Annotated in this window: 16 protein-coding genes; 7 read left to right on the top strand and 9 right to left on the bottom strand. The window is 67.9% G+C overall.

The window, feature by feature from the left end; all coding sequences use genetic code 11:
• Positions 1-45: 45 nt before the first annotated feature.
• Both ACRC20_RS00080 and ACRC20_RS00075 read left to right on the top strand, forming a co-directional pair.
• Entirely contained in the window at positions 46-1,380 is a 1,335-nt protein-coding gene (locus ACRC20_RS00080; protein ID WP_438684289.1) for a polysaccharide biosynthesis protein, read from the top strand.
• Positions 1,381-1,390: 10 nt separating this feature from the next.
• On the top strand, positions 1,391-1,936 hold the full coding sequence (locus ACRC20_RS00075) for a hypothetical protein (protein ID WP_438684288.1): 546 nt from the start codon (positions 1,391-1,393) through the stop codon (positions 1,934-1,936).
• A 3-nt stretch (positions 1,937-1,939) separates the two neighbouring features.
• On the opposite strand, the gene ACRC20_RS00070 is transcribed toward ACRC20_RS00075, so the two are convergent.
• The 8 genes from ACRC20_RS00070 to ACRC20_RS00035 form a co-directional block, all read right to left on the bottom strand.
• Positions 1,940-2,536, bottom strand: a complete 597-nt coding sequence (locus ACRC20_RS00070) for a hypothetical protein (RefSeq protein WP_438684287.1) — start codon at positions 2,534-2,536, stop codon at positions 1,940-1,942.
• A 79-nt stretch (positions 2,537-2,615) separates the two neighbouring features.
• Positions 2,616-3,746 (bottom strand): hypothetical protein, encoded by a 1,131-nt coding sequence (locus ACRC20_RS00065; protein WP_438684286.1) that lies wholly within the window; start codon positions 3,744-3,746, stop codon positions 2,616-2,618.
• Positions 3,743-4,852, bottom strand: a complete 1,110-nt coding sequence (locus tag ACRC20_RS00060) for a vWA domain-containing protein (protein ID WP_438684285.1) — start codon at positions 4,850-4,852, stop codon at positions 3,743-3,745. Before ACRC20_RS00060 ends, ACRC20_RS00065 begins: the two co-directional genes overlap by 4 nt.
• A complete protein-coding gene (locus ACRC20_RS00055) occupies positions 4,849-6,141 on the bottom strand; it encodes a hypothetical protein (protein ID WP_438684284.1) in 1,293 nt (430 codons plus the stop codon). Before ACRC20_RS00055 ends, ACRC20_RS00060 begins: the two co-directional genes overlap by 4 nt.
• A complete protein-coding gene (locus ACRC20_RS00050; protein ID WP_438684283.1) occupies positions 6,132-6,617 on the bottom strand; it encodes a hypothetical protein in 486 nt (161 codons plus the stop codon). The genes ACRC20_RS00055 and ACRC20_RS00050 overlap by 10 nt, the downstream gene beginning before the upstream one ends.
• Positions 6,607-7,503 (bottom strand): DUF58 domain-containing protein, encoded by an 897-nt coding sequence (locus ACRC20_RS00045; RefSeq protein ID WP_438684282.1) that lies wholly within the window; start codon positions 7,501-7,503, stop codon positions 6,607-6,609. The genes ACRC20_RS00050 and ACRC20_RS00045 overlap by 11 nt, the downstream gene beginning before the upstream one ends.
• Before the next feature lie 16 nt (positions 7,504-7,519).
• Positions 7,520-8,557 (bottom strand): AAA family ATPase, encoded by a 1,038-nt coding sequence (locus ACRC20_RS00040; protein ID WP_438684299.1) that lies wholly within the window; start codon positions 8,555-8,557, stop codon positions 7,520-7,522.
• Between the two features lie 45 nt (positions 8,558-8,602).
• Entirely contained in the window at positions 8,603-9,055 is a 453-nt protein-coding gene (locus ACRC20_RS00035; protein WP_438684281.1) for a hypothetical protein, read from the bottom strand.
• Between the two features lie 311 nt (positions 9,056-9,366).
• Between ACRC20_RS00035 and ACRC20_RS00030 the strand changes: the two genes are divergently transcribed.
• The 4 genes from ACRC20_RS00030 to ACRC20_RS00015 all read left to right on the top strand — a co-directional run bounded on the left by ACRC20_RS00030 (position 9,367) and on the right by ACRC20_RS00015 (position 13,135).
• Positions 9,367-9,987, top strand: a complete 621-nt coding sequence (locus ACRC20_RS00030; RefSeq protein ID WP_438684280.1) for a TetR/AcrR family transcriptional regulator — start codon at positions 9,367-9,369, stop codon at positions 9,985-9,987.
• Positions 9,988-10,051: 64 nt separating this feature from the next.
• Positions 10,052-10,672 (top strand): TetR/AcrR family transcriptional regulator, encoded by a 621-nt coding sequence (locus ACRC20_RS00025; RefSeq protein ID WP_438684279.1) that lies wholly within the window; start codon positions 10,052-10,054, stop codon positions 10,670-10,672.
• A 79-nt stretch (positions 10,673-10,751) separates the two neighbouring features.
• Positions 10,752-11,975, top strand: a complete 1,224-nt coding sequence (locus ACRC20_RS00020; RefSeq protein ID WP_438684278.1) for an RtcB family protein — start codon at positions 10,752-10,754, stop codon at positions 11,973-11,975.
• 71 nt (positions 11,976-12,046) lie between these two features.
• Positions 12,047-13,135 (top strand): S-(hydroxymethyl)mycothiol dehydrogenase, encoded by a 1,089-nt coding sequence (locus ACRC20_RS00015; RefSeq protein WP_438684277.1) that lies wholly within the window; start codon positions 12,047-12,049, stop codon positions 13,133-13,135.
• A 47-nt stretch (positions 13,136-13,182) separates the two neighbouring features.
• Here the strand turns inward: ACRC20_RS00015 and ACRC20_RS00010 are convergent, their stop codons facing one another.
• The gene (locus tag ACRC20_RS00010) at positions 13,183-13,833 is read right to left on the bottom strand and encodes a carbonic anhydrase (RefSeq protein ID WP_438684276.1); all 651 of its coding nucleotides are present in this window, start codon (positions 13,831-13,833) and stop codon (positions 13,183-13,185) included.
• A 257-nt stretch (positions 13,834-14,090) separates the two neighbouring features.
• Here ACRC20_RS00010 and ACRC20_RS00005 point away from each other — a divergent pair, with 257 nt between their 5' ends.
• Complete coding sequence (locus tag ACRC20_RS00005; protein WP_438684275.1) at positions 14,091-16,400, top strand: hypothetical protein; 2,310 nt, start codon at positions 14,091-14,093, stop codon at positions 16,398-16,400.
• Positions 16,401-16,462: the final 62 nt, after the last annotated feature.

Here is a 16,462-nt window from a genome sequence, read left to right as displayed (position 1 = left end):
ATTTTCCCCAGAAGGACCCGGCCCCCGGTGTGACATCATGCTGGGATGAGCGCCCAACGTCCCGCCGTGCTGAACGTCGGCCTCGCGACCGCGTTCTCCGCGGCGAGCGGGTACCTGGTGCTCCTCCTCGCCGCGCGGAGCCTGACCGAGGCGGCATACACGGGCTGGTTCGTCTTCTGGTCCGCGTTCGGCCTGGCCACCGGCGCGTTGAACGGCGTGCTCCAAGAGTCGGCCCGCGCCGTCCGGGCGAGAACCGCCGCTGCGCCCGAGCGGCGATCTCCTGCGTTGTCGCCGCCTCGCGCGCCTTCCCCCCTCCCCAGCGCGCGTCGGCTCCTGCCGCCTTGGATCTCATCCGCTTGGAGCCCAGAGGAACCGGCTCGGCCCCTGGTCGCGGGCATCGGTGTCGGCGTGCTGGCAGGCGGGGCGGCGCTCGTCACGGCGCCGCTGTGGGCCGGGGCGCTCTTCGTGGACGCGGGATCCTCGGGCGGCGCGTTGCCGCTCGCAGGCCTCTTCGCGATCAGCGTGTGCTCCGTGGCGGTCCAGGCCGCCGTCGGCGGGCTCCTCTCCGCCGCGTACGCGTGGAAGCCGTTCGCCGCGCTCACCGTGCTCGACGCGGCGTTCCGGCTCGCGGTCGCGGTCGCATGCGCCAGGCTCGGCGCGGGCCCCGGCTGGTTCTCCGTCGCCGCTGTCGCGGGCGCGGGATCGTGGCTGGTGCTGCTCGCCGCCTCCAAACGCTCCCGCTCGCTCGCGAACGCGCGGGCAGATGTGCCGATGCGGGAGTTCCTCCGCCGCGCCGGGGCCGCGATCGCCGCCGCCGCCGCCAGCGCCGTCCTCGTCATGGGGTTCCCCGTGCTGCTGAAGATCACCACGCCGGGCCGGCTGCCGGAAGGCGCCGGGGCGCTCCTCCTCGCGGTCACGCTGACCCGGGCCCCGCTGCTCGTGCCGTTGAACGTGTTCCAAGGGGCGCTGGTCGCGTGGTGCACCGACCGCCGGGACCGCCCCTGGCGGGCGCTCGGCGCCGCCGCCGCCGCAGTGCTCGCCGTCGGGACCGTCTGCGCCGCCGCCGCCGCGATGCTCGGCCCGTGGCTGCTCGCCGCCGTGTTCCATGTGGCGTGGCCGTTCGGGCGGCCCATGATGGCCGCGTTGACCTTCGGCGCCGCGATGATCGCGCTCCTCACCTGCACCGGGGTGTCCTGCCTGACCACAGGGCGCAGCCGGACGAACGCGGTGGGCTGGTGGGCCGCGACCATCGCGGCCCTGGCGCTGCTGCTCGTGCCCGCGCTGCCGCAGGAGCGTATCGACCTGCGGGTCTGCCTCGCGCTCATCGTCGGCCCGCTGGTCGGGATGGCCGTCCACCTCGGCGCGTTGCGCCGCATGTAAGCTGCGTCATATGCGATTGGCTCGACTGGCTTTGGCCGCCCTTCCCGTCTTCGCGCTGTGCGCCGCCCCGGCGCAGGCTGTGCCCGACAACCCGTGCCCGACCGAACGGATCGACGACCGTGGCGACGAGCCGTGGGACAGCATGCGGGACGACACGCGGGAGGGCGAGCGGGTGGCGCTCTTGAACGTGTTCAAGGCGGCGTATCCGAGCGCCACGCTGACCCGCGAGAAACTGCTGCTCACGGCCTACGGCCCGTATTACGCGAAGAGCAGCCAGCCGGCGGCCGGCGGCTGGGGGCGCATTCAGCAGCGCTTCCACCAGGAATTGCCGGGGATCGGCTTCGCGCCCGGCGACTCCCGCAAGGTGGGCGCAGGCCAGGACTCCGGTTGGGCCGAGCTCGCGACTCCGCCGAGAAACCTGCCCGCCGAAGCCCAGGCCTGCGAGTCCCGGCCGATCGCCCTCGTGATGCTCGACGGAGCCGCTTTCCGCAAGGCGCACCAGTACGGCGAGGAGTTCGACGGCGACATGTACGGCTACTTCGAGATCAACCCCTAGCCGCTACTCGTAGCACCCGCTCAGCCTCAGGAACTCGCGGAGCGCGTTCGCGAAGCCCTCTGGATCGGCCCCGTTCGGGTCGGGAGCCCCGGCAGGCATATGGCGCGGGTCGGCGCCCTGCTCCAGCCAGTCGCGGAACACCGGCAAGAACGAGACCTGCTGCCCGAGGTAGCGGTCGAAATCGATGTACTGCCGCTCCATCTCGGCCGCCGCGTCGAGGAGGTCGGAGCCGGCGCCAGGCCCCTCGAACGAGCGCACGTCGTCCAGAAGCGAGCGGACCAGCGGCCGCAGGTCGGCGAACGCGTCGACCACCGGCCCAGCCACCCTGGCCATATGCGCCCGCTCGTCCTTGGTCCAAAACCTGTCCTCGGCCCGCGAAGTCTCGATCGCGCGCTGATACGTGGCCTGGAACGCGCCGTTCGCGCCTTCCACCACGTCGTTCGCGTACACCCACCGCTGGTTGTCCTTGCGCAGCGCCGCGCAGCGCGCCGCCTGCGATCCGCCCGGGTCGGCGACCGCCTGCCCGGAAGCCGCGGCCCCGAGCGCCGCAGCGAGCACCGCCGCCGCAACGCCGCGCCGAATAACCTCCGCCCTGTTCATGCGGGAAGACTCGCAGCCGAGCAGTCGGCCCGTCGCCTCATGCGGCGCAGGGCGGGTTCGCTCGTCGACAACAAGGCCGTCATCTCGTGGGAGCGCCTTCCTTCTCGTCTTGGTTCGCCCGATAGCCTTGGAGCAATTTCTTCAGTTTGTCCAGAGACGAGCCCCTGCCGACGCTCAGCTCCTCGCCGTTGCCGGTGAGGTCGGGGTCGGCCTGCGTTTGAGGCCGCGCATTGCCGTCCCTGCGCGGGGTTGGGGGCGGCGGCTGAGCGGGCTGTTGCGGCTCCGGCGGGGGCGGTTGGTCCGGGGGCGGCTCCGGCGTTGGCGGCGGCTCCGGCGTTGGCGGGGGCGGTTGGTCCGGCGGCGCAGGCTGGTCCGGGTCGGACTGCGGGTTCTGCGCCGGTTTCGGCGGAATGTTCTTGTTGTCCTTGATGCATTGGGCCTTTGCGGAGTCATCGGGCAGGTCCGCGCACGCCTTGGTCATCTGGTCGTCGCCGGGGAACCCGATCCCTGCCGGGCCGTCGCCGACGGGATAGGCATATCGTCCGCCCTCATAGACCAGCTTGCCCTCCTGGATGAGTTTGATCTTGAGGTTCAGCCGGTCTTTCGTCTGCTCGAGCCATTGGCGGAATCCGAGGTTCGACTCCTTCGAGCCTTGGAAGCATCCGCCCGGAGCATGCTCCGCGAAGTCGAGAGCTTCCCGCAGCCGCTGGACAGCCGGAGAGAACCGGCCGTCTGCCATCGCTTGGTCGCCCCAGAGCTCTCGGACGCCGACCAAGTCGACTCGGATCCCACACGTGTCCTCGGCGGGCGCGTCGGCGAGGGCGGCGACAAGCTCTCGGTCGACGACGTCCAGCGGAGGGTTCGTCGAGGCGATGAGCAGCTGGCTCGCTTCGAAGAAATGGACGCGCCAGGAGTCGGTCAGGCTCGCGCCCCGCAGCTCTTCGATGTCTGCCCGCATGGCGAGGTCCTGCTTGGCTATGTGGTCTTCGACGGCTTTGTCGCCGTAATGCACGACGCCCCACGCCTTCCACGACATGAGGAGCAGCAGCGCCATGGCGGGCGCAGGCCAAACCAGCAGTCGCTGTCGAAGCCGTTTCCGGCTCGGACCCCAGTTCGCGAACCCGAAGAAGCTCCGCGCGGCGCGTTTGGCATGCCACAAGGCGAGCCGCGCGAAACGCGCGAGCTGGATGTTGATCTGCTCTGCGCTCATGCGGACGCCCCCCGGACTGCACGAGTGCTCCAGTGGATCCGCCTGCGCGCCCGGATGAACCGGTAGCACTCGGCCAAAGCTATCGGGAGCGCCAATATGAGCGGCAACTGGTACAGCGGGACGCCCGGGAAGGTCATGACCTCCCCAGGCCGTTCTGCCTTCCCCGAGCCTTTGATGGCCTTCACGACGTCGTCGATGCTCTCGTTCCGCTCGCGGTGCAGGTAGGGCAGGTTCATTTCCGAGCCGATCCGCTGCATCGTCTCCTCCCGGTAGAAGAGGGAGAGGTCGTTCTTGCTGTTGTCGGGGTCTTTCATAGCGGGGTGCTCGGCGCTGTGCTCCTGGTTCAGCAGGACGACCCCGCCGGTTTTCGACCCGTAGCCGAGGACCACGCCCGCGTCGACGAGCCCGGCAACGGACTGCAAGGAGGACGAGGACAGCGCGGCTTGCTGGCTGCTTTCGCCGCACCCGAAATACACGACCACATTGGCCCGCTCCGGGTAGTTCTCGCGCTGGTACTCCAGCATGCGCTTGAGCTGCGCCGCGGCAGCCCCGGTGTCGACTTGGCTGTAGTCCTCCCGGGAGTATCCCCCGCTCGCCGGGGCATAGGCGGTCAGGCCCTGCAGATCGGCCCCGAGCGTGTAGCGGTCTGACGAGAGCGGCCATTCGACATCTGCGGAGCGGCCCCATCCGATGACGCCGAACTTCGCCCCGGAGAACTTCTCAAGCAGCGCGGCGGCGTCGTCGCGGATCGTGTTCAACCGCGTCCGGGGCGGATCTCCTGGAAGCTGGTCGCGGGCGAGGCTGTACAGAGAACGGTCGACCACGAGGAACACGTTGGTTTCGTAATCGTTCTCCGTCGCCCGCTTGGAGTCGATCGTTGTGATCGTGTACGAGCTGCTGGAGGACTCCAGCCCGAACGCCGCGACCAGCACCATCGAGAAGGAAAAGGTGATCGCCCCCCACCGGGCGAATCTGCCGAGCAGCCGGAGGCCGGAGACCCCCTTGGCGTGCCGGAACATCTGCCACAACGAGAACACGCGCGCGACGAGGACGAGGAGCGAGACCGGGACGAGGAGCCAAACCGGGAAGAAGGGGTCGAAGCTCATGCGCCCACCCGGGTGTACAGGCCCGCGAGCCCGGCGGCGAGCATCAGCGCGAACGCGAGCGGGACCTCGGGCCGCTCCTTCGGACGCTCTCGCGACGTGAGCGAGGTGTCCTCGGGACGCGCCACCCTGTTCCACGCCTTCTGCAGGCAGCGCCGTTCGTCCTTGACCGAGCGGTCGATGTACTGCTTGTACGTCGTGGACGAGCTCTCATAGCCAAGCCTGCCCAAGTCGGACTCCGAATCGTAGAACTGGCAGGCGACGCCTCCGGTCTGCTGCGAGAGCACCACTGCGGCGCTGGGATGGGCGGGGTCGAGCGGATTGCTCCGCGACGGGCGGCCCCCGTTCGGGTCGGTGTTCGCCTTGACGACGACGCTCACCGTGACTTTGAGGTCTTGCGCCAGGGCGAGGAGGTCCGTCTCCTTGAAGATCGGCTTGATCTCCTCCGGCCTGACCGCCCCTCGCTTGAGGTCGTACGAGAGCTGGTCGAGGGGGTCGAGGAGCCTGGACTCGTCGTCGAAAATGATGAGCGACTGGGGCGACGAGCTCGCGTTTCGGCGGGAGAAGCCGCTGAGGCAGAAGCCCAACCGGTCGATGTCCAGGAACATCGTCTCAGTCTGCGGCGGCAGGTCGGTCACGCCATCAATGTGAGGGAACGTGTAGTCATGGAAGGAATAGTCGCTGAACGCGGGTTTCTTCGATAACGGGCCGCCGGTGAACCGGCTGAGCTCCTGTTGGTACCTGAGGTAGTCCCCGCTCTGTGGGCTCTTGTAAATCTCCTTGCCGCGTCTGCCAAAGTCCACATACATGTCCAGCCTGTTTTTGAGGAACTGCTGGTCGCTGGTCAGCGGAATCGGTCGGAGCATGTCGCCGCTCAACCCGAGCCCCTCGTGGGTGAGCAGTGCCTGCTTGTCTCGGAGGAATTCGAAAAAGCTTTGGGTGGTCGGGTACTGTGTTCCGCTGAAATCATCGCCGAAGGCCCTCGTGCTGCAGAAGATCACGTCGCCCTTGCGCACCGGCCGGTCCTGGCTCGAAGCCGCCCCCAGCGGGCCTGCCAGGGCGACCGCGACCGCGATGGCGAACAACACGGACCCGACCACGAGGCAGCGGACGACGATCCGATGCAGCCGCAGCGCCCGCCGATACTGCGGCTGCTGGGTCAGCCTGCTCGAACGGCTCACCTGCGGCAGGTGCGCCGGGGCCTTGAAAAAGGGCAGGAACCAGGCCAATGCGCCGACCAGGGCCAGACCGAGCAAGCCCGTCCAGAGGAACCAGGGTGCGCTTAACGCCATGACGTGACCACTTCCTTGACGACTCTGGCCGTATGCGCGACATCGACGTTCTCCGCGAAGCCGAACTGCCCGTGCGACACGAGCTCGAAAGCCCGTGCGGCAGGTTTGAGCTCGCCCGCCTCGATATCCGACAACCCCATGACATGCGTCCGCTGCCCGGTTTGGAAATGCAGGTAGACCCGCAGGGTGCGGGCAAGCCGATGGTGGGCCTCACGCGGAGCGAGCTCGCCCGTGAGCAGGCTTTTCTCCACACGGTCCACGGCAGCGGCGAACCGTTTGCGCAGCACGGCCCTCGTGATGTCCCGAAGCACCGGGATCTTGCGCAACAGCGAGACGGGCAAGGTCCACAGCACAGCCCCGACGCACCAGAGCACGACCAGCACGACGAGCAGGACGGCGAGCGCCAGCCACCAATGGGAGTAGCCCAGAGGGGTGGCGACGTACGGGACGTTGCCCGCGAAAAAATCATGCGCCATGGTGGTTGCTCCTGCGGATCATGGCGGCCAGCTCTCGGACGATGTCCCCCGTGCCCGAGATTCGCGTCCAAGCGACCGGCACGGTCTGCATCCTGGCCTCGAAGTCGGCGAGGCGGTGGCGCTCCGACTCCTCGAAAGACGCGAGCACGTTCCGAGGGATCGCCGACCAGGGCAGGAGCAATTCGCCGGTGCCGACGTCGATCGCGCCGTCCTTGCCCGCGAGCGCGGGAAGCAGCGGCTCGTCCTGGATGACAGCCCAGAACACTTTGTGCCTCGATGCGACGAGGCGGAGCTCGTTGACCAGGTCGTCGTCCATATCCGGCTCGTCGGAGACCATGAAGACGACATGGCGGTGCTTGTTGTGGTGGCGGATGTGGCGCAGCTGCGCGGCGAGGCCCGAGCCCGCCGCGCTCTCATGCTCCACAACCCTCTTCAGGAGGGTCTCCAGGTGGCTCTCCCCGCGCCGGGGGCGGACCTGCTGGGAACCGCGCGAATCGCCGTAGGTGAGCCCGATCTCGTCGCCGTGCGCGGCGGAGGTCAGTCCGGCCGCCCCGAGCACGTTCAGCGCCACGTCCTTCTTCCGCTCACCGGAGGGGGTCCGGCCCAGCATGTCCCTGCCCACGTCGGCGACCAGCAGCAACCGGTGCTGGCGTTGCGCGATGTAGCGTTTGACCAGGAGGCTGCCGGACCGCGCCGAGGCCTTCCAGTCGACATCGCGGACGTCGTCGCCCTGCACGTACTGCCGCAGGTCGTCGTACTCCTGGCTGCGCCCGTGCGACATCGACAGGTGCGCGCCCTCGAGCAAGCCCTCCGAACGGCGCCGCGTGCTGCCGATCTTCGCCCGTCCGAGCACCCGGCTCCTGATGTGGTCGAGTATCTGCCCCATAGCCCTTAGCTCTTGCTCACGGGATCCGCACCGCGCCGAGGATGGCGTCGACGACCATCTCCGGGGTCACCTTCTGCGCGGTCGCCTCGAACCCCAGGCTGATCCGGTGCCGCAGCACCCGGTGCGCCACCCCCCGCACGTCCTCCGGCGTCACATGCGGGCGCCGGGACAGCAACGCGTGCGCCCGCGCCGCCTTGCAGAACGCGATCGTCCCGCGCGGGCTCGCCCCGTACTCGATCAACCCCGCCAACTGCGGCGGCAAGAACTGCTGCGGATGGCGGGTCACATGGATGATCCGCGTGATGTACTGGGTGACCGAGCGGTCCAGATAGATGTTCTCCACCACCGCTTGGATCCGGCGGATGTCGTCGAGGCTCGCCACCGGCGCGGTCGCGTTGCCCTCCCGGAACACCCCCGCCTCCAGGCGGGCGATGATCTCGTCCTCTTCTTCCGGCGACGGATACTGCAAAATCTCCTTGAGCATGAAGCGGTCCATCTGCGCCTCGGGCAGGGGGTAGGTGCCCTCCTGGTCGACCGGGTTCTGCGTCGCCAACACCAAGAACGGCTCGGGGATCTTGTAGACCTTGCCCGCGATGGTGCTCTGCCGCTCCTCCATCGCCTCCAACATCGCCGACTGCGTCTTCGCCGACGAGCGGTTCACCTCGTCGAGCAGCACGATGTTCGCGTGCACCGGGCCCAGCACCGTGTGGAACTGCCCCTTCGAGCCGTCGTAGAGCTGCGTGCCGATGATGTCCGACGGCAACAAGTCCGGCGTGCACTGGATCCGCTGGAAATGCGCGTGCACCGACTGCGCCAGCGTTTTCGCCGCCGTCGTCTTCGCCAAACCCGGCACGCTCTCCAACAAGATATGCCCGCCCGAGAGCAGGCCGATCAGCAACGTCTGCTGCAGGCTCGCCTGCCCCACCACCTTCCGGGAGAAAGCCTGCGCGATCGTCCCCACCACGCGCAGCGAATTCTCCAAATCTGCAGGACTGACCTGCGGGCGCGACGGCTGCTGGACCGGGCGGGGGGCCGGGCTCTGCTGCGTGGGCATTGTCATTTCAGGTTCGCTTCCTTTTGCTCATGTTGTCGTGGTTTATCAGGCTTTGCAGAAATCGGTGACGTACTTCCGCGACCCGTCCGGTTTCAGGGTGATCTCGATATAGTCGACCCCAGAAGGAAAGGGCTGAGGGCGCTTCGGATCGTCCTTGATCTGCTCGTTGTCCAAGATGTACTGGTAGTTGGTCGCGGTATCCGAATACGTCACCTTCAACGAGACCAACTTCTCGGGCAGGTCGGAGTCGGGCAGCTTCTTCAACACGGGGATCTGCGCCTGCATCTCCGCGTACAGCGCCTCCAGCGCCCCCTTCACGTCCGCGTTCCACGTCCACGAGGGCTCTTCGTTGATTTCAAACGGCGGGGCCGCTTGGACCAGCCGGTCGTAGAGCGGGCGCAGCTTCTTGTCCAGTTGGAGCCACGTGTCGCAGCTCGCCGGCCTTGGCGGCTTCGGCGCGGAGGTCAACGGGGGCAGCGGAGGCTCCTCCGCAGGCACTCTCGTGTCTTCGGCGAAAGACGCGCGGGAAGCATCGGAACACCCTGTCGAGCCGAATCCGGCCACACCCGCCACGAGCACCGCGCAGACGCCGAAAAATCGGTCGCGACGGAGCACACCCCGGAAAAGGGACCTGTGCGCAACGCACGAGACACCCACGTCAAACCCTCTCTGCTCCAACCCACTTTGGAATAGGGGCTCAGTCTAACCGACCGGCAGCCGTTTCGTCGGACAAGGGGCGCCCCGCCCCCGCCCCATGGCCTCGTTGCCGCGACGCCGAGCACTCGCCTGTCATAATCACCGACAAGCCCATGTCGAAGACTCCCAGAACCCGGCTCAGCTCCGTCGCGCGACGCGAGGAGCTGATCCGTGTCGGCCTCCAATTGTTCACAGGCAGGCCCTTCGACGAGGTGAGCATGGAGGATGTCGCCAAAGCCGCCGGAGTCTCCGCCGGGCTCGTCTACCACTACTTCGGCAGCAGACGGGCCTTCGCCATGGAGGTCGTCCAGCACAAATCCCTGATGCTGTTCGAGCTGACCGAGCCCGACCCCGGCGCCTCTGTGGTGGAGCAGCTGTTCACGTCCCTCGAAAAATACATCGACTTCGCCGAAACGCACCGCGACGGGTACCTCGACGTCCATCGAGGCCCCAACAGCACCGTCCCCGAAGTCCGCGCCATCAACGCCGCAGCCCTTCTCGCGCACGAAAACCGGATGCTCGGCACGCTCCGGGCCGAGGCGGGCGAGCCAACCGAGCAACAACGCCTCGCCGTCCACGGCGCCATGATCTGCGTCCAAGAGTTGTGCCTGAACTGGCTCGAAGACCCGAAGATCGACAAGGCCGAGCTCCGCGACCTGTGCGCGCAGTCCTTCCTCGCCGTCCTCGCCGCAGCCGACTGGGAGGCCTCCGGCCCCGACGGCGAGCCCGGCTGAGAGAACCCGGCGCCCCGTTGCCGCGCCAACAGGCAGCTCTCCTGCCATAATCACCGACAAGCCCATGTCAAAGACTCCCCGGACCCGGCGCGACCCCGCGGCACGACGCGAGGAGCTGATGCGCGTCGGCCACGACATGTTCGTCAACAAATCCTTCGACGAGGTGAGCATGGAGGATGTCGCCAAAGCCGCCGGAGTCTCCGCCGGGCTCGTCTACCACTACTTCGGCAGCAAACGGGCCTTCGCCATGGAGATCGTCCAGTACAAGGCGAACACCTTGTTCGAGCTGACCGAGCCCGACCCAGACAGCCCCCCGGTCGAGCGGCTGTTCAAATCCCTCGGAAAATATATCGACTTCGTCGAGGAGCACCGCTATGCGTTCCTCAACATCTATCGAAGCCCGGACGCCCCCGCCCCCGAAGTCCGCGCCATTGCCGCCGACGCGTTCGTCGCGCACAGCAACCGGATGCTCGACGCGCTCCGGGCCGAGGCGGGCGAGCCAACCGAGCAACAACGCCTCGCCGTCCACGGCGGCATCATGTGCGTCAAAGAGCTGTGCCTGAACTGGCTCGAAGACCCGAAGATCGACAAGGCCGAGCTCCGCGACCTGTGCGCGCAGTCCTTCCTCGCCATCCTCGCCGCAGCCGACTGGGAGGCCTCCGGCCCCGACGGCGAACCCGGCTGAGAAAACCCTTTGCGCCCATGACTTCTCCCCGGCACAATCCTCCACCGGCCGAGCATTGAGCGAGAAAGGGGGCCGAATGATGACCGATACCGATTCGACGGACATCGCGACCGCAGACCAGAAAGTGCGCGGCGTGCGCAACTTCGCGTCCGTGGTCGAGCCGGGGGTGCTCGACCAGGCGCACCAAGTGGCGAAGATGCCGTTCGTCGAGCCGTTCGTGGCGTTGATGCCCGACGCGCACGTCGGGCTCGGCAGCTCGGTCGGAGCGGTGATCCCGACCAAGGACGCCGTCATCCCGGCGGCGGTGGGCGTGGACATCGGCTGCGGCATGATCGGCGTGCAGACCAGCCGCACCAAGGCGGACGTCGACGCGAGGATCGCGGCGGGGCATGCGCTGAGCGAGCTGCGCGTGGCGATCGAAGGGGCGATCCCGCTCTCCCCGGGGAACTACAACGGACGCGACAACCGCTTCGAGTTCACCGAGGCGCGCCAGCGGGAGCTAGCCGCGCTCGCCGAGGAGCTGGACGTGGACTTGTCGCACTCGCCGAAGTGGCGGGAGCAGCTGGGCTCGCTCGGCGGCGGCAACCACTTCATCGAGCTCTGCCTCGACGAGGCGGACCGGGTGTGGCTGTTCCTGCACTCCGGCAGCCGGGGCGTCGGCAACAAGATCGCCCAGAAGCACATCAAAATCGCGCAACGGCTGAGCAAGACCTGGCATATCGATCTGCCGCACCAGGACCTCGCGTACTTGCCCTCGGGCACGCCCGAGTTCCGCCGGTACCTCGCGGACCTCAAGTGGGCGCAACGGTTCGCCTACCTGAACCGGGCCGAGATGATGGACCGGTTCGCGCTCGTGTTCGCCCAATGGCTCGGCACAGACGACGCGGGCGAGGCGCTGCGGATCAACTGCCACCACAACTACACCGTGCGCGAGGAGCACTTCGGCAGGCAGGTGTGGCTCACCCGGAAGGGCGCGGTGGACGCGCACGAGGGCGTGAAGGCGGTGATCCCCGGTTCGATGGGCACCCGGTCGTACGTGGTCGAAGGCAAGGGCAACCCCCTCGCCCTGTGCTCCGCGCCGCACGGCGCGGGCAGGCGGTTCTCCAGGACCGAGGCGCGCAAGCGGTTCACCCTCGAGGATCTGCGGGCCCGGATGGAAGGCATCGAGTATCGGGACGGCGCCGAGTTCATCGACGAGATCCCCGACGCGTACAAGGACATCGACCAGGTCATGGCGGACGCCAAGGACCTGGTCACCGTCCTGCACACCTTGAGACAGATCCTCAACGTCAAAGGGACCTGATCCCTGACTAAGCTGGGGGTATGCGGATTTCCGCATGCCCCCAGCCGTCGTCGTCGTGAAGGAAGGCAGCCATGCCGCAGACCGTCAAAGGTGTGATCTCCAGGGCCAAGGGCGCGCCCGTCGAGCTCGTGGACGTGGTGGTCCCCGATCCTGGGCCCGCCGAAGTCGTCGTGAAGATCCAGGCCTGCGGGGTCTGCCACACCGACCTGGCCTACCGGGACGGGAACATCGCCGACCAATGGCCGTTCCTGCTCGGCCACGAAGCCGCCGGGATCGTGGAGACAGTCGGCTCCGACGTCGCCCATGTGGCGCCGGGCGATTTCGTCGTCCTCAACTGGCGGGCAGTCTGCGGGGAATGCCGCGCCTGCAAGAAGGGCAAACCGCAGTACTGCTTCAACACGTTCAACGCGGAGCAGCCGATGACGCTGACGGACGGCACCGCGCTCACCCCTGCGCTCGGCATCGGCGCGTTCATCGAGAAAACCCTCGTCCACCAGGGCCAGTGCACAAAGGTGAACCCCGCCGCCGACCCTGCTGTCGCGGGCTTGCTGGGCTGCGGGGTGATGGCAGGCGTCGGCGCGGCTGTGAACACCGGCGCGGTGTCGCGCGGCGACTCCGTCGCGGTGATCGGCTGCGGCGGGGTCGGGACCGCCGCGATCGCGGGCGCACGGCTCGCAGGCGCTTCGGTAATCATCGGAGTCGACGTCGACCAGCGCAAACTCGACTGGGCCGTCGAGCTCGGCGCGACGCACACCGTCCTCTCCGGCCCGGATGTCGACGTGCCCGAGGCCGTCAAGGCGCTCACCGGCGGCTTCGGCGCGGACGTGGTGATCGACGCGGTGGGCAGGCCGCAGACCTGGGAGCAGGCCTTCTACGCCCGCGACCTCGCCGGAACGGTCGTATTGGTCGGCGTGCCCTCCCCGACGATGCGGCTGGACATGCCGCTCTTGGACTTCTTCTCGCACGGCGGCTCGCTCAAATCCGCCTGGTACGGCGACTGCCTGCCGGAGCGGGACTTCCCCGCCCTCGTGGACTTGAGCCTGCAAGGCAGGCTGCCGCTGGAGAAGTTCGTCACCGAGCGCATCGGGATCGGCGGCGTGGAGGAAGCCTTCGAGGCGATCCACCAAGGCCGCGTGCTGCGCTCGGTCGTCGTGTTCTAGGGGTCGTCGCGCTCTAGAAGTCGTCGCGCTCCGAGCAGGCGGGCGGCCTAGCCCAGCTTGGTCGAGAGCGCGCTGACTTTGGTGTTCTCGGCGAGCGGCACGAACGTGCGGCTCGGCCCGTCCAACGCGTCGATCACCCCGGCCTCGATGTCGTACACCCAGCCGTGCAGGTCCAGCTGCCCCTGGTCGAGCGCGAGCGCGACCGTCGGGTGCGTCTTGAGGTTCGCGATCTGGGCGTACACGTTGTCGTGCACGAGCGCGTTCAACTTCTCGTCCGCCGACCCGTACTCGCGCGCCTCGTTCACCGCCTTGGCCGAATCCGAGTACCGCAGCCAGTGGCTCACCGCAGGCATGTTGTCGAGCGGCTGCCCCGCGGCAATCGCCTTCATCGCACCGCAGTTCGAATGCCCCATCACGACGATGTCCGTCACGTGCAGCGCCGCGACGGCGTACTCGACCGTCGCGGTGACGCCGCCCGGCTCAGGGCCGTAGGGCGGGACGATGTTGCCCGCGTTGCGGATGACGAACAAGTCGCCCGGCCCCTGCTGGGTCAGCATCTCCAGCACGACGCGGCTGTCCGAGCAGCTGATGAAGAGCGCCTTGGGGCTCTGCGCCTCGGCGAGCTTCTTGAACAGCTCCAGCCGGTTGGGGTAGATCTCCTGCTGGAATGTCAGAAATCCCTCGATGACGTCGCGCACGTGGCCTCCTCGTAGGTGTCGCTGCGCCTTTCAGTATGCCTGAATCCAACCGGGCCGTCCATAGGTATGCCTTACCCAAGCCGCGCCGAGCATGGCCGACGACGGCAAAACCGCTGGTCTGGACTCCGAATTCCGGTCGCCACGGCGCCACACGCAGTGACCGGCGCCATTCACAGACAACATCCAGATTCCCGACAGCGTTCTGTGACCCTGGTCTGTGAGACTCAAGATGCAACCAACGAAGCAAGGAGGCTCCAATGGCCGGGTCCAGTAAAGCGCTGGCATTTCTCTTGGCGAAACCGAAGCTCGCCGCGAGCGTCGCCGTCGCCGCGACCGCCCTCACCGGCACCGGTGTCGCAACGTACAACGCCGGACCGGGCGACGCGTTGTGGGGAGTGGAGAAATCCGTCTTCGCCGACCACGCTCAATCGGTGGCCGTCAACGATGTCGCCAACAATCTGAAGAACGCGCAGGCGTTGCTGTCGAAGAACCCGCTCGGCGCGGACGACCTCGGACAGGCCCGCAACTACCTGAACCAGGCGAAGCAACTGCTCGACGACGGCACCAACATCCCCGACGTCAACCAGCGCGCAGGCCTGCAGCAGCTGTACTTGCAGTTGGACCAGAACCTCGCGGACAGCGTGCCCCCGCCCGCCGACCTCCCTGCCGCCCCCGACGCGAGCCTGGCCGCCGACGCCCAAGGCTCGGCGCAGGGCTCGGTTCCGTCCCTGGCCGCGGCGCAGCTGCCGAGCTGGGGCTACAGCACCCAGGCCGCCGCGTCTGCGGCGCCGGCCCCGCCCGCCACGGTCGCGGGCGCCGACATCAGCAACGCCCCCTCCGCGCCGGAAGCGGACTGGACCGACCCCACCCCCGCCGCCGCGACGCTCAACCAGCAGGAGCTCGGCTACTACGACCCGAGCTGGGACAGCCTCTACGGGTACGACCGGGACGACTGGTACAAGTGGGGCCTCGACGGCTACAACCACTACGGCTACGACCACACGGGCTACGACCGCTACGGCTACGACCGCCACGGCTACGACCGTTGGGGCTACGACCAGAGGGGCTACGACCGCTACGGCTACAACTACTCGGGCTGGCGCTACGACAACAGCACCCACCAGAACTGGCACCGCGACGGCTACAACGAGTGGGGCCAGCGTCGCGGCCACAACGAGGACCGGCAGGACCCCTCCTGGCGCGACAAGTGGTACACCAAATACCAGGGCTACTACCAGGACCGCTGGTACCACAACGACCCCGTGTACCAACGCCGCCAGTACGACCAGGACCAGTGGCGCAGGCACAACCCCGGCAGAAACGACGCGGCTTTCAACGTGTACGTGGACACCAGCAGGCTGCGGCCCTTCATCCCGGTCGTGAACATCAACGTCTCGCTCGGCCAGTTTGTGGACATCCAGGTGCCCAGGCAGACCAGGGAGCTCGTGCGCACCGGCGCCTTCGTGACCTTGAGGACCGACGACATCGCCGCCCGCGCCGCGAGAGAAGCGGCTCCGTTGGTGCAGGTCCGGCTGCAGCAGGACCAGTTCCTGCAACGGCAGGCCGCCGATGCCAGCGCGAAGGTCGCCGTGAACATCCCGTACGCGGGATCGTTGAACGCACAGGTCACCCTTGGCGCAACGGCGGACCCCAACCGGCCTGACCGGCCCACGACCTTGCGTCCGACCCAGCCGCGCGACCGGGACGACAACTCCGTCGCCCTGTCTGGCGCGGTCCAGGCCGCGGCCCAGGTCACGACCCCGTCGATCACCGCCAATGTGCAGGCGTTGCAGCAAGAGCAGCTGACCCTGCAGCAACAGCAGCAGCAGCGGGTGTCCGTGCAGGCGAAGGCGCAGATCCAGACGCAGATCACGCAAGAGCAGAAGGCTCGGCCGACGGCTCCGCCGAAGCAGGCTGTGCCGACCCAGCAGCAGGCGCCGACGCAACAGCAGGCTCCGACACAGCAGACCGCTCCGCAAGTTGGCGGGCAGGTCGGCGGCCAGGTGAACGGCCAGGTCGGTCCTGGCGGCGCCAATGGGCAGGTCGGCGGTGGGGCCAGCGGCCAGGCCGGACCGGGCCAGATCGGCGGCGAGGCGAACGGCCATGCAGGCGTGACCCCCGCCCCGCAGCAGGCTCCGACCCAGCAACAGGCTCCGACCCAGCAGCAGGCGCCAACGCAACAGCAGGCGCCGACGCAGCAGTCCGCTCCGTCGCAACAGGCCCCAACGCAACAGCAGGCGCCAACGCAACAGCGTCCGACCCAACAGCAGGAACGACCGACCCAGCAGCAGGCTCCCACGCAGCAACAGGAACGACCGACCCAGCAGCAGGAACGACCGACCCAGCAACGGACCGCCTCTGAGGAACGCCCGCAGCAGCGTCCGACCCAACAGCAGGAAGCCCCCAAGCAGCAAGCGCCTGCCCAGCAGGCTCCGGCCCAGCAGGCTCCCACGCAGCAACAGGCTCCCGCCCAGCAGCAAGCGCCTGCCCAGCAGGCTCCGGCCCAGCAGCAGGCGCCAACGCAACAGCAGGCTCCGACCCAGGGCAACAGCGGCCACGGCCACTAGCGCCGAGCCGCTCGTCCTGAGAAAGAGTCAGGGCCCGACCAGATATCTGGTCGGGCCCTGAC

Source organism: Segniliparus sp. (assembly GCF_051660745.1).
Classification (GTDB): Bacteria; Actinomycetota; Actinomycetes; order Mycobacteriales; family Mycobacteriaceae; genus Segniliparus.
The sequence above is the reverse complement of the archived record's forward strand: the minus strand, read 5'-3'. Positions and strand labels throughout refer to the sequence as shown.

Excerpts from the sequence above, each read along its gene's own strand:
- ACRC20_RS00060 (WP_438684285.1), bottom strand. The coding sequence starts at position 4,852 with ATGAGCTTCGACCCCTTCTTCCCGGTTTGGCTCCTCGTCCCGGTCTCG.
- ACRC20_RS00005 (WP_438684275.1), top strand. The coding sequence starts at position 14,091 with ATGGCCGGGTCCAGTAAAGCGCTGGCATTTCTCTTGGCGAAACCGAAG.
- ACRC20_RS00080 (WP_438684289.1), top strand. The coding sequence starts at position 46 with ATGAGCGCCCAACGTCCCGCCGTGCTGAACGTCGGCCTCGCGACCGCG.
- ACRC20_RS00070 (WP_438684287.1), bottom strand. The coding sequence starts at position 2,536 with ATGAACAGGGCGGAGGTTATTCGGCGCGGCGTTGCGGCGGCGGTGCTC.
- ACRC20_RS00015 (WP_438684277.1), top strand. The coding sequence starts at position 12,047 with ATGCCGCAGACCGTCAAAGGTGTGATCTCCAGGGCCAAGGGCGCGCCC.
- ACRC20_RS00055 (WP_438684284.1), bottom strand. The coding sequence starts at position 6,141 with ATGGCGTTAAGCGCACCCTGGTTCCTCTGGACGGGCTTGCTCGGTCTG.
- ACRC20_RS00065 (WP_438684286.1), bottom strand. The coding sequence starts at position 3,746 with ATGAGCGCAGAGCAGATCAACATCCAGCTCGCGCGTTTCGCGCGGCTC.
- ACRC20_RS00050 (WP_438684283.1), bottom strand. The coding sequence starts at position 6,617 with ATGGCGCATGATTTTTTCGCGGGCAACGTCCCGTACGTCGCCACCCCT.
- ACRC20_RS00020 (WP_438684278.1), top strand. The coding sequence starts at position 10,752 with ATGACCGATACCGATTCGACGGACATCGCGACCGCAGACCAGAAAGTG.
- ACRC20_RS00045 (WP_438684282.1), bottom strand. The coding sequence starts at position 7,503 with ATGGGGCAGATACTCGACCACATCAGGAGCCGGGTGCTCGGACGGGCG.
- ACRC20_RS00025 (WP_438684279.1), top strand. The coding sequence starts at position 10,052 with ATGTCAAAGACTCCCCGGACCCGGCGCGACCCCGCGGCACGACGCGAG.
- ACRC20_RS00075 (WP_438684288.1), top strand. The coding sequence starts at position 1,391 with ATGCGATTGGCTCGACTGGCTTTGGCCGCCCTTCCCGTCTTCGCGCTG.
- ACRC20_RS00030 (WP_438684280.1), top strand. The coding sequence starts at position 9,367 with ATGTCGAAGACTCCCAGAACCCGGCTCAGCTCCGTCGCGCGACGCGAG.
- ACRC20_RS00040 (WP_438684299.1), bottom strand. The coding sequence starts at position 8,557 with ATGCCCACGCAGCAGAGCCCGGCCCCCCGCCCGGTCCAGCAGCCGTCG.